This window comes from Sphingomonas sp. NPDC079357, from assembly GCF_044901155.1.
In the GTDB taxonomy this organism is placed as follows: Bacteria; Pseudomonadota; Alphaproteobacteria; order Sphingomonadales; family Sphingomonadaceae; genus Sphingomonas.
Genome location: NZ_JBJDOM010000004.1, coordinates 43,781 through 55,702 on the forward strand (window position 1 = coordinate 43,781; position 11,922 = coordinate 55,702).

The 11,922-nt window shown below is 67.2% G+C and carries 9 protein-coding genes; 5 read left to right on the forward strand and 4 right to left on the reverse strand.

The features are described from left to right. Positions 1-7 precede the first annotated feature (7 nt). A complete protein-coding gene (locus tag ACI2JO_RS13325; RefSeq protein ID WP_404721181.1) occupies positions 8-3,037 on the forward strand; it encodes a TonB-dependent receptor domain-containing protein in 3,030 nt (1,009 codons plus the stop codon). A gap of 3 nt (positions 3,038-3,040) precedes the next feature. Here ACI2JO_RS13325 and ACI2JO_RS13330 read toward each other — a convergent pair whose 3' ends face one another. Genes ACI2JO_RS13330 through ACI2JO_RS13340 form a run of 3 tightly spaced genes read right to left on the reverse strand, consistent with a single transcriptional unit; the run spans position 3,041 to position 4,522 of the window. Continuing rightward, on the reverse strand, positions 3,041-3,589 hold the full coding sequence (locus ACI2JO_RS13330; RefSeq protein WP_404721182.1) for an RES family NAD+ phosphorylase: 549 nt from the start codon (positions 3,587-3,589) through the stop codon (positions 3,041-3,043). 11 nt (positions 3,590-3,600) lie between these two features. Continuing rightward, a complete protein-coding gene (locus ACI2JO_RS13335; protein WP_404721183.1) occupies positions 3,601-4,200 on the reverse strand; it encodes a hypothetical protein in 600 nt (199 codons plus the stop codon). 52 nt (positions 4,201-4,252) lie between these two features. Continuing rightward, on the reverse strand, positions 4,253-4,522 hold the full coding sequence (locus ACI2JO_RS13340; protein WP_404721184.1) for a WGR domain-containing protein: 270 nt from the start codon (positions 4,520-4,522) through the stop codon (positions 4,253-4,255). Positions 4,523-4,682: 160 nt separating this feature from the next. On the opposite strand from ACI2JO_RS13340, the gene ACI2JO_RS13345 reads away from it, so the two are divergent. From ACI2JO_RS13345 to ACI2JO_RS13360, 4 genes are all read left to right on the forward strand, one after another. Further along, a complete protein-coding gene (locus tag ACI2JO_RS13345; RefSeq protein WP_404721185.1) occupies positions 4,683-5,429 on the forward strand; it encodes an SIMPL domain-containing protein in 747 nt (248 codons plus the stop codon). Positions 5,430-5,649: 220 nt separating this feature from the next. Continuing rightward, complete coding sequence (locus ACI2JO_RS13350) at positions 5,650-8,472, forward strand: TonB-dependent receptor (RefSeq protein WP_404721186.1); 2,823 nt, start codon at positions 5,650-5,652, stop codon at positions 8,470-8,472. Next, positions 8,469-9,500: a phytase gene (locus ACI2JO_RS13355; RefSeq protein WP_404721187.1), complete on the forward strand. Its 1,032-nt coding sequence runs from the start codon at positions 8,469-8,471 to the stop codon at positions 9,498-9,500. Before ACI2JO_RS13350 ends, ACI2JO_RS13355 begins: the two co-directional genes overlap by 4 nt. A gap of 42 nt (positions 9,501-9,542) precedes the next feature. Next, positions 9,543-10,700, forward strand: a complete 1,158-nt coding sequence (locus ACI2JO_RS13360; protein ID WP_404721188.1) for a hypothetical protein — start codon at positions 9,543-9,545, stop codon at positions 10,698-10,700. 73 nt (positions 10,701-10,773) lie between these two features. On the opposite strand, the gene ACI2JO_RS13365 is transcribed toward ACI2JO_RS13360, so the two are convergent. Beyond that, the gene (locus ACI2JO_RS13365; RefSeq protein WP_404721189.1) at positions 10,774-11,922 is read right to left on the reverse strand and encodes a glycosyltransferase family 4 protein; all 1,149 of its coding nucleotides are present in this window, start codon (positions 11,920-11,922) and stop codon (positions 10,774-10,776) included.

The window sequence follows — 11,922 nt, forward strand, 5'->3', positions numbered from 1 at the left end:
GACTCAAGTGAGGGACTTTCGTTGCGTGCGGCATCTGCTCGGGGTGTCGATTCTTGCGTTGGCATGGCCGGGGATCGCTGCCGCGCAGGTGGCTGCCGATAGCGTTACCGCTGCGGCTCAGGACGAAACGCCCCCCGTCACCGGCGTCGCCGCCTCGACCGACCGGATCGATGCGAAGCAGGACAAGGTCGACCCGGCGGACGTCATCGTCACCGGCACGCGGATCGTCCGCCCCAACATGACCAGCAACGCGCCGATCGCGACGATCGACTCGACCTATCTGAAGGAGCGCGGGCTCGCGCGCGTCGAGGATGCGCTGGCGCAACTGCCGCAGGTCACCCCGATGCTGGGATTGCAGGGGCAGAGCTGGACGTCGGGCGCGGCGCCGGTCGGCTTGCGCAATCTCGGCGCGGGCCGCACGCTGACGCTGCTCAACGGGCAGCGGATGGACAATGACGTCAACATCATCCCCGGCGCGCTGATCGACCGGATCGACATCATGACCGGCGGCGCCTCGGCGGTCTATGGCTCCGACGCGATCGCGGGCGTCGTCAACTTCATCCTCAAGCGCAAGTTCGACGGCATCGCCTTCGACGGCGAGGTCAGCGGGTTCAGCCACAACAACGACAATCCGCTGCTGCAACAGACCGCGCAAAAGGCCGGTTACAGCTATCCGCGCGGGCCGTGGCTGGGCGGCGGCAATTACTTCGCGTCGCTGGCGGCGGGCAAGAACCTGCTCGGCGGCGCGCTCAACATCAGCGCGTTTGCGACCTACAAGCTGGCGCTGCCGATTGCCTATCGTGATATCGATACGGTCAATTGCCCGCTGCTGATGTTCGACCCGAACAACCGCGATGCGGGCAACACCAGCTATGCGTGCGACGGCACCACCTACAATCCGTACAATTATTTCAGCATCAACAATCAGGACCGCACCAACGCCCGCGACGGATCGCGCGCCTTCCGCCCGTATGACACCGCCGACGAGGTCCGCATCCAGCGCGTCGATTCGATCCAGCGGCGCAGCGAAACCTATAATGCCGGCGGTTTCCTGACCGCCGAACTGCCGCTCGGGCTGCGGCTCAACGGCAGCTTCCTCTACAGCCGGATCAACGAGCGCGGCGCGAACTCGGTCGACGGCGGCCTCTACACACCGAACGCGCCGGTCAATTGCGACAATCCGTTCCTCAGCGCCGCGCAGGCGCAGGAGATCTGCGGCGCCGCGGCCGGCACCACCGCGCTCAGCAATCCGATCGCGCTGTCGCTGTTCCGTCCGGGGATGATCCAGAACTTCCGCAACAGCACCACCGACTGGCGCGGCGCGCTCAACCTGTCGGGACGGATCGTCGACAACATCCGCTTCGAGCTGAGCTATCAGCAGACCCGCAACATCATGGAGGGGTCGTCCGACCATCTGTGGTTCGCGGACCAGGCCGACCGGCTGGCGAAGGGGTTGCAGGTCCGCAACGTGAACGGCGTGCCGACCTGCCTGTCGACGATCGACGGCACCGATCCCGCCTGCCAGCCGATCGACGCCTTCTCCTCGAATGCGACGATCAGCGACGCGGTCTATAATTACGTGTCGGGCGTCGGCAGCCGCCGCCAGCAGAACGATCTGCAGGTCTTCAACGGCGTCATCTCCGGCACGCTGGAGAAATACGGGCTCAGGAGCCCGTTCGCGACCAGCGGCATCGGCTTCGCGGTCACCGGCGAATATCGCAAATACCGCAACCAGTCGCAGGGCTTCGGCGCCTGGTCGATCTTCACCACCTTCGACGGGCGCACCAGCGTGAAGGAGCTGGGCGGCGAGATCGACATTCCGCTGATCGAGGACAAGCCGTTCTTCAAGGAACTCAGCATCAACGGCGGCTATCGTATCTCCGATTACGACGTCTACGAGAAGCTGATCCGCAGCTGGAAGGCGGAGGCGAGCTGGGCGCCGGTCGACGGGCTGCGCTTCCGTGGCAGCTACAATCGCGCGGTGCGCGTCGGGGTGCAGCAGCGGCTCGAGGGCGAGAACCGCTATCCCAATACGCCGATGCTCGATCTGTGCGCCCCGCCGCGCGCCGCCAGCGACGGCAAGGGTGCGACGCGCTATACGTTCGACCAATGCTCGATCGGCATGACGCGCGCGCAATATGACGCGCTGAGCAGCTACACAGGGTGCGATACCCAAGGCTTCTGCCCAACGACGTTGGTCAACGGCGGCAATTCGGCGCTGCAACCCGAACGCTCGCGCAGCAAGACGCTCGGCGTGGTGCTGCAACCGCGGGGGATCCCCGGTTTCACCGCCTCGGCCGACTGGTACGACATCAACATCCAGGGCGCGTTCGAATGGACGCGGATCGGGATGGCGTTCAACCAATGCTACGACAACAAGGTCGAGTTCTTCTGCCAGTTCTACCAGCGCGACCCGCAGACCGGTCAGCTGGTGGTCGCCGACGCGCGCTACAACAATTCGGGCTATACCGCGACGCGCGGCATCGATTTCAGCACCAGCTACGCGCTCGATCCCAAGCGGCTCGGCATCGCTGATAACATCGGCACCTTCGGGCTGAACTTCAACGGCACGCTGACCACCAAGTTCGAGCGGCAGTTCGCGCCGGGCAACACGCCTTGGTCGTGCCTCGGCTATTTCGGCTTCGCCTGCCAGGATCCGATGCCGCGCTGGCGGCATGTCGCGGGCGTCAACTGGCAGCTGCCGTGGATCAAGGGCGGGATCGGCTTCACGTGGCGCTATATCGGCGGCACCGATAATTCGAAGCTGTCGAGCAGCACGGTGCTGAAGGCGGCCGCGGGCCAGACCTATCCGCTCGCCAACCGCATCCCGGCCTACAGCTACTTCGACTTCAACGCCAACGTGACGCTGGTGAAGGGGATCGACGTGCGGTTCAACGTCCAGAACCTGTTCGACAAGGATCCGCCGCTGATCGGGCAGGACCTGACGTACGGGATCGGCTACGGGTACAACACCTTCCCGACCTATTATCAGGTCCGCGGACGGACGGTGCGGGTCGGCCTCTCGGCGCGCTTCTAACGCTTACGGATCGACGTACTGCTTCCCGAACCGCGCCGCGAGCGCGTGCGCGTCTTCGGGAAGCAGCGCGGCGGTCGTCGCGACCTCCACCGCGTCACGCGCGCGGTCGAACAGCGCGACGCAGCGGCGGTCGTTGAACCGCGACGTGTAGAGGATCCCGTCCGCGCTGCTCCGCGCGTGGATCTCCGCCCCGATCGCCTGCGTGCGGCGATAGTCGCTGCCGTGCAACTCGGTGAACGACAGCCCGTGCGCCGAGACGCCGGCATCAATCAGCGGATAGAGCCGTAGCGCGCGCCGCACGACCAGTTCGCTGCGCGCGCGCGCCGCCACGTCGCTCGACAGCACGTCGGTGACGGTCGGCACGCGCACCAATGTCTCGCCAAACGCAGTCTCCAGATCGAGCGCGAGATACAGCAGCTTATACCCGCCCGCCGGATCGTCGTAGCGTTGCAGCGGCACCGCGCCGCTCGGGCCGAAGAACAGCGCCGACAAGGTCTTGCGATGGATGCGGTGGAACACCGCGCCCTCGCGCATCCGGCGCAGCCGCAGCATCGCGCGGTGCGTCAGCCCGCCCAGCCCGCCGCCAGCGCCGCGAGCCGCGCGCGCGTATCGGCGTCCACACCCGCCGCCAGCAGCGCCAGCACCGAGGCCGGCGCCTCACCGAACCCGTCGAGCGGCGCGGCGAGCAATTGCAACTGCCCCCACGGATTCATGTCGCCCAGCGCATCGAGGATCGGCTTGAGCCCGGCGAGCGCCACGCCGTCGCGGAACTGCGCCGCCGGATAGCGGAGCTCATTGCCATAAGGCACGCCGAGAATCTGCCGCCGTTGCCGCTGCTTGTCGATCGCGGCGGGGGTGACGCCGAGCAATTCGGCGACCTCTGCGCGGTCGTACATCCCCCCGACCCGCGCCGCCAGCTCGGCGCGGAACCCGGCGGTGCGCGCGCGCGCCGCGCGTTCGGCGGCGAGCCGTTCGGGGGGCGCGGGGGCGAGGTCGCGCGGGGCGATCGCCAGCGCCTCGCGCGGGTCCTGCGCCCCGACGATCGCGGCGAGCGTCTCCTCGCTGGCGCTGTCGAGCGCACGCGCGACCGCGTCGGTCAGCGCCTGCATCGCGCGGCGGCGCAGCGTGTCAGGGGCGGCAAGCGGGCGGGCAAGCGCGGTCATGGAATTGTCCTTCCTGTCCTCGATATAGACGATATGGACAGATTGGACAAGGTCATACGGCAAGATAGCGGACGCCGAGCCGACGCGGGGCACTCGCCCGGCGCCGCAGCAGCGCACGCACGTAGCGCAACGCCTCGTCCTCGGCGGCGAAGCTGCGCATCAACGTTCGCCCCGGCGCGCCGATCCGCCCCCAAGCGGTCTCGACGGTGAAGCGCCCGAACAGGTCACGCGCCGCCTGCATCCGCCAACGGCGATGCACCCCGCGCACCGGGTTGCGTGCGACCAGCTCGATCGCGGTGTAGGGGAGCGTATTGGGCGTCATCGCGGCCTCCTGCGGTGTACGCCGGAAGGTAGCGCGACGGCGCGAGGCTGTCCGACGGATTTCCTGACTCACCGGCGACGCGGTGAGTCAGGCACTCGATCAATCGCGCTCGACAGGTACCGCGCCGTGGCTAAGCTATGCCGAAAGACGGGGGGACTTCATGGTACGAAACATCCTGTTGGTGGCGGCGCTCGTCACGACCCCTGCCCTGGCGACCGCGCCCGACGATCCCTCGCGGATCAAGGTCACCGGCCACGGCAAGGTCAGCACCGATCCCGACGTGGCGTCGCTGTCGTTCACGATCCGCGGCGAAGGCACCAGCTCCGATGACGCCGCCCGCGCCCTGTCGCGCAAGCGCGCCGCGATCGCCGACGGGCTGGCCGGGTTGCTCGGCCCGAAGGCGGTGCTGCGAACCGGCGACCTGTCGATGGCCGAGGTGCGCGACCGCGCCTGCTTCGGCACCGACGGTGACGACGAGCGTCCCAAACTCTCGTCGGGTGCGTGCGCGGTGCGCGGCTATATCGCGGCTATGGAGGGATCGCTGCGGATCAGCCCGGTCAAGGACGCGGGTACCGCGCTGAGCCTCGCCAGCCGGCTGGGGGCCGTCAACGCACGGCTCGGCGGCTTCTCGATCGGTAACGCCAGCACGGCGCAGCAACGCGCCGAGGCCGCGGCGATGGCCGACGCACGCGCACGCGCCGCCGCGATCGCCGCCGCCTCGGGCGCGCGGCTCGGACGGCTGCTGAGCGTAGAAGACCCGGAGGCACGATCGGGCGGGCAGGATATCGTCGTCACCGGAATGCGTAGCCCTGCCGTCTTCGCCCCCGCCCCGGTCGCGATCGACATCACACCCGAACCGGTCGACACAACCGCGACCCTCATCGTCACCTACGCGATCGCGCCATAGGTGACCCTTCTTCCCTCTCCCCTGGACAGGGGAGAGGGAAGAAGTAAGCAGAGCTGGAGGTCGATCCCCTCCCTCCCCCCTGTCACCCCACCACCACAGCCCCGCCGCTGTCACACCCGCGTAATCGAACCTCCCCGGTTCCGTCACACAACCCCGCCATGCGCATCCCCAGCACCGGCCGGCGGCCAACGCCGGCGCCACAGCGCTCAGGGGGAGCCACATGACCGTCACTCAATCCGGCGTCCGCGCGATCGCGGGCGTCTCGCTCATCGCCCTCGCCATCGCCGCGCAGCCGGCCACCGCCCGCACCGCGCCTGACGCCGCGCCCGCCGGCACCGTCGCCGCGGTCGCGGGGCCGAGCGTGTCGGGGCACGTCTATGACGCGACCGGCGCGGCACTGCCCGGCGCGCGGATCGTCGTCGAGGGGACGGGCGCACAGGCGACCACCGACCTGCAGGGCGGCTTCACGATCGCCACCCCCGATGCAACCAGCGCGGTGACGCTGCTGATCGACTATCTCGGCCGTCCGCAGGCGACGCAGGGCGTCACCGCCGCGGAGCGCGTACGCGACGTCGAGATCGTGCTGCCCGCCGCGGGCGACAACAGCGGCGACATCGTCGTGCGCGGCGCGTCGCTGTTCGACAATACCGCGCGCGCGCTCAACCAGCAGCGCACCGCCAACAACACGATCACCGTGATCTCGGCGGACGCGATCGGGCGCTTTCCCGATCCGAACATCGCCGAGGCGCTGCAACGCGCGCCCGGCGTCGGGATCGAGCGCGACCAGGGCGAGGGCCGCTACATCAACGTGCGCGGCGCACCGAGCGAATGGTCTGCGATCTCGGTCGACGGCATCCAGATCCCGTCGGTCGACCCGACGACGCGCGCGGTCGATCTCGATACCCTGCCGTCGGACATCGTCGCCAATCTCGAAGTCACCAAGTCGCTGCTGCCGTATCAGGACGCGGATTCGATCGCCGGCGCGGTCAACATCACCACGCGCTCGGCGTTCGATCGCAAGGGCTTCGCGCTGACCGGCATGGCGGGCGCGAGCTACAACCAGCTCGGCAAGGGCAGCGACTATCGCGCCTCGGGCTCGGTCGGCGATCGCTTCGGCGCGGATCGCCAGTTCGGCGTGCTGCTGTCGGGCAGCTATTCGCGCACCGACCGCCAGCCCGACAATGTCGAGAACAGCTGGACGCCGACCAATGCCGGGCTGCGCGTCACCGAGACCCTGTTCAAGGATTATGTGACGACGCGCGAGCGGATCGCGGGCACTGCGGCGCTCGAATGGCGCCCGACCGACGCGACGCGCACCTGGGTGCGCGGCACCTATGCGCGCTTCGAGGATAACGAATATCGCGACCGGATCGGCGTCACCTGGAACGCCGATCAGGCCGCGCCGGTCGCCGGATCGACCGACACCGCCGCGACCTGGACCAAGACGCGCATCGAGAAGGCGCTGCGCCACCGGATGCAGGTCAACGAGATCAAGACCGTCACCGGCGGTATCGAGCAGCAACTGGGCGACGGGCAGGTCCGCGCCGATGTCGCGTATAGCGAGACGTCGCAGACCTATCCGCGCCGCGACGAACTGGTGTTCCGCTCGACGCTGCGCCCGACGCTGTCGTACGATTTCGGACGCGACACCGATCTGCCGAGCTATTCGCTGTTCAGCTCGAACGAGCATCTCCAGCTCGATCGCTACGGATTCCGCGAGAACAGCTATCGCAGCAACACGACCAAGAACGACGAATTCACCGCGCAGATCCGCATGGACATTCCGCAGCCGCTGGGCAGCGGCACCGCGACGCTGTCGACCGGCGGCAAGTTCCGCGCGCGCAACATCCGCGCCGACGAGGAGCGGCTGCGCGACCAGCGCGCGACCGCCGCACCGACGCAGACGCTCGCCGGATTGCTGTCCGACGAGGATTCGCGCAACTTCGACTATGCGCTCGGCGACCGCTTCAACACCGGGCTGGTCGACAGCTATTTCGACGCGACCAAGAGCGCGGCGCAGCGCCGCCTGCCGCAATCGGTCAGCGCCGATTACCACGCGACCGAAAAGCTGCTCGCGATGTTCGGGATGGGCACGTTCGAATTCGGCGACACGACGCTGATCGCGGGCCTGCGCGTCGAGGCGACCGCGTTCCGCAGCGAGGCGCCGACCGTCTCGACCAAGGGCGTGATCGGCAGCGCGCGCGGCGACACCAGCTATACCGATTTCTTCCCCAATCTGACGCTGCGGCAGGCGTTCACGCCCAATCTGATCGGGCGCGTCGCGCTGACCCGCGCGATCAACCGCCCCAACTTCCCGCAGATCGCGCCGCGCGTGCTGGAAACGACCGAGGGCACGACGGTGCGCGTCGAATTCGGCAACCCCAATTTGCGTCCGACGCTGGCCAACAATGTCGATGCGGGGGTCGAATATTACCTCCGTCCGCTCGGCGTGATCGCGGTCAACGCCTTCTACAAGGACCTGAGCGACTATCGCTACAACGTCACCGGCTTCGGCACCTATAACGGTGTCGCGGGGGCGGTGCTCAGCCGCCCGGTCAACGCGCGCGAGGGCAAGCTCTACGGCGTCGAGGTCAATTGGCAGCAGCATCTGTCGTTCCTGCCCGGTGCGCTGGGCGGGTTCGGGGTGTTTGCGAACTACACCTACACCGCTGGTGACGCGCGCTTCGACACGCCGTTTGGCGGGCGCACGCGCTTCCGCCTGCCCGGCCAGTCGACGCACATGTGGAACGCCAGCCTGTTCTACGAGCGCGGCCCGGTGAACCTGCGCGTCGCCTATACCAAGCGCAGCGATTACCTCGACGAGATCAACGCCGATCTGCCGGCGCTCGACCTCTATTGGGAGGGTCGCGGGCAGCTCGATGCGACCGGCAGCGTGCAACTCACCAAGGAGATCAATTTGTTCGTCGAAGGCAAAAACCTCACCAACTCGGCCGGTGTGCGCTATTACGGGGAACGCCAGCGCGTCTATGAATATGAGAAGTTCGGTTACACGATCTTCGGCGGCGTGCGGGTGAAGCTGTGAGCCGCGCGCTTCCCTTCATGCTGTTGCTGTCGGCGTGCGCGACGGCGACGCCGGTCGCGACGCCGATCCCGGACACCGCGCCGACCGTCGCCGCAAGCGCCGAAACCGATCCGGTCGATACCGCCGCGGATGCCGCGGACGATCCCGCGATCTGGCGCAATCCCCGCGACCCGGCGAAGAGCCTCGTGATCGGCACCGACAAGCAGGCCGGCATCCACGTCTACGATCTGAAGGGGAAGCGCCGGTCGTTCACCCCGGCGGCGCGGCTCAACAACGTCGACCTGCGCGATCTCAACGGGCGCGTGATCGTCGCCGCGAGCGACCGCGCCGACAATGCGCACGGGCATGTCGCCTTGTTCACGCTCGACACCGCGCGCGCCACCCTGGTGCCGCTCGGCCGCTATCCGTCGGGCGAGGGCGAGGCGTACGGCATGTGCCTGTGGCAGCGCGCGCGCGACAAGGCGCTGTTCGGCTTCGTGGTGATGAAGGACGGGCGCATCGATCAGGTCGCGATCGACCTCACCGCCGCGACGCCGCGCGTCACCACCGTCCGCTCGATGAAGCTTGCGACCCAGTCCGAGGGCTGCGTCGCCGACGATCGCACCGGGCAATTGTATGTCGCCGAGGAAGACGTCGGGCTGTGGCGCTTCGCCGCCGATCCCGCCGCACCGACCACCGGCACGAAGGTCGCGTCGGTCGACGGCACGACGCTGGTCGCGGATGCCGAAGGGCTCGCGCTTGCGCCGCGCGGACGGAACGGCGGATTTCTCGTCGTTTCCAGTCAGGGCGACAGCAAATACACGCTCTACCGGCTACCGGACGTGACTTTTGCGGGGTATTTTCGCATCGGTGGTGGCACCATCGACGGCACAAGCGAGACCGACGGCATCGAACTGGCGCTCGGCGATTTCGGCCCTGACTATCCGAACGGGCTGTTCGTCGCACAGGACGGTGACAATGCGCCCGACACGCAGAACTTCAAATATGTGAGCTGGGCGGCGGTGCTGAAGGCGCTCAAACTGAGGTAGGCCGCGCTTGACATGGGATGGGCGGCGGGTGAGCCTCGCTTCATGACGGGTCCGCTGCTGCTCCTATTGGCGCAAGTCGCCGCTTCCCCCACCCCTTCGGAAGCGAAGGACGTGATCGTCGTCGGCCACCGCGCGGAAAAGGAACTCGCCGCGTGCCTCGCCCAAAATTGCCCGCCCGCACAGGAGGTTGAGGCATCGTTGCAGGCGTCGGTCGAACAATTCGCCGACGGCCGCTACGACGATGCGCGCAAGACGCTGCAACGCGCGATCGGCCGCAACAAGCGTTACGCCGCGGAGCTGCCGGGGCCGGTGTCGAGCCTGTATGCGACGCTGGCAACGGTCGCCGAGCATGAGGGCGACACAGGATTGTGGAAAACCGCATCACGCAACAACCTGCTGACATTGCGCGAACATCTGGGGGAGAGCGACGCCGCGACGCTGACCGAGCAATTGCACTTCGCCGACGATATGGTTGGGCTCGGCCAGCCGCTCGCCGCCGATGGCACTTACGCCAAGGTCCAGCGTCTCGCAGCGGCGAACCGCCGCTCCGATCTGGCGGCGGGTGCGGCGTTTCGCCGCGCGTGGCTGGCGCTCGCCCGCCAGCGCGATCGCGAGGCGCAGCGGTTCGCGGACGAGGCGGTGGCGCTGGCCGGCCCGGGCGATGCGATGATGATGCAATTGCGCGAGATCGTGCGGACGCGCATCGCGGTGCGCAAGGGCGACGATGGCGCGGTCGACGCGCTGGCGGCGCAGCTGCGCCAGAGCGCGGGCGCGCAACCGGTGCTGCTATACGCCCCGCCGATCACTGACGTGAACCCGCCGCGCGGCGATGTGGCATCGCCCTCGCAACGCGACGACGCGATCCGCTTCGCCGATATCGGCTACTGGATCCGCGCCGATGGCCATGTCGACGATGTCGAGATGCTGCGCACCAACGGACTGGGCCAGTGGAAGCCGGGCATCGTGCGCCACGTCACCGCGCGCCGTTATGCCCCGCTGCGCCTACCGGACGGACAGCCGGGGCTTTATCGCATCGATCGCTTCACGGTGCGCGGCACCATCGACACGCCGACCGGCACGCGCTTCCGGCAGCGGATGGGCAATCTGTCGGTGCATGTCATCGACCTGACCGAAACCGAGGCGATGAGCGAGGCCCGCCGGACGGCGGAGACGCAGGAAATGGTGGCGACGCAGCCCTAGGCTCAGACCCTGCCATCAGCCTGCATGAGCAAGGTGGGGAGCAGCAGGTCTCGCGGTCCTCGATTATCTGCTCTCAACGCCTTGCCTCTGGCGTCACGTCTCCCTCTCCCTCGATACAGCTCGTCAGGATCTGATCGGCGCGCCTGGCATCGAACCGTTCCTCGGCCAATCTGCGGCTCTCCGTTCCCATCCGCTTGGCCAAGCCCGGTTCTTCCAGAAACCTCAGCATAGCCTGGGTCAAGGCCTCGACATCGCGCGGCGGCACCAGAAATCCGTTGATCCCGTGATCGACCGTATCCCGACAGCCGACGTGGTCGGTGGTGATAATTGCTCGACCCAAAGCCATCGCCTCCTGAATGCTCCTCGGCACGCCTTCCCGATAAAACGAGGGAAGCACGAACACGTCGCACTTCCGTAACCAGTGCTGCACATCAGATACCCGGCCCGGCCAGACGATCAGTTGCTCATCAACCCACTCAGACAGTTCCGCAGCCTGCAGCGAGCCAGGATTTTCATCCACGTCCCCCAAGATGTAAAAAGTCGCCTCAGGATGCAGTTCCTTGACCCGGCGCGCCGCCGACACGAACTCGACGACGCCCTTTTCCCTGATCAATCGTGCGGCAAGCGCGAACGACACGCTTTGGGCTCGCACCGGCGGCACCTCGTAGCGATCAAGCTCGACGCCGATGCCGCCCATGTTCCGCGATCGAGCAACTGGGACACCGATCCCCCGAACCGCCGCCAGATCCTCCGCATTCAAAACGATGACTTGGTCGGCACCCCGCAAGGATAATCGCAGCAGCGATCGCATCGCCAACCCGACGGCACGATGGCGGGGCGACGCACCACGCTCGGGCGCAAATCCATACCCCAAGCCTTCGAGAAGCACGATCCTTCGCGGCACCCGGGCGAGGATCGCAGCGATCGAGCCATAGATCGCCGGTTTGATAAAATAACAAAGGACGACGTCAGGCCGCTCGTGGCGCAGCGAGCGATAGAGCGCCGCTGTCGTACGTGCTTCGGATATGGGGTTCGTGCCAGCGCGCGAAAGCGGATACCTTATCGCACGCGCGCCCAGATCCGCGACGTCCGCCATGCTTCCTGGCGTGTAATCAGGGGCGTAAGCTAGAACCGTATGCCCTCGCTCAACCAGATTTCTGATCAGTGAGGCCCTGAACAATAAAAGGGATTGGGCTCCGTTACCGATGATGGCGATGATCAT

Coding starts and splice junctions, on each gene's coding strand:
- ACI2JO_RS13330 (WP_404721182.1), bottom strand. CDS start 3,589: ATGCTGCGGCTGCGCCGGATGCGCGAGGGCGCGGTGTTCCACCGCATC.
- ACI2JO_RS13335 (WP_404721183.1), bottom strand. CDS start 4,200: ATGACCGCGCTTGCCCGCCCGCTTGCCGCCCCTGACACGCTGCGCCGC.
- ACI2JO_RS13340 (WP_404721184.1), bottom strand. CDS start 4,522: ATGACGCCCAATACGCTCCCCTACACCGCGATCGAGCTGGTCGCACGC.
- ACI2JO_RS13345 (WP_404721185.1), top strand. CDS start 4,683: ATGGTACGAAACATCCTGTTGGTGGCGGCGCTCGTCACGACCCCTGCC.
- ACI2JO_RS13350 (WP_404721186.1), top strand. CDS start 5,650: ATGACCGTCACTCAATCCGGCGTCCGCGCGATCGCGGGCGTCTCGCTC.
- ACI2JO_RS13360 (WP_404721188.1), top strand. CDS start 9,543: ATGACGGGTCCGCTGCTGCTCCTATTGGCGCAAGTCGCCGCTTCCCCC.
- ACI2JO_RS13365 (WP_404721189.1), bottom strand. CDS start 11,922: ATGATCATCGCCATCATCGGTAACGGAGCCCAATCCCTTTTATTGTTC.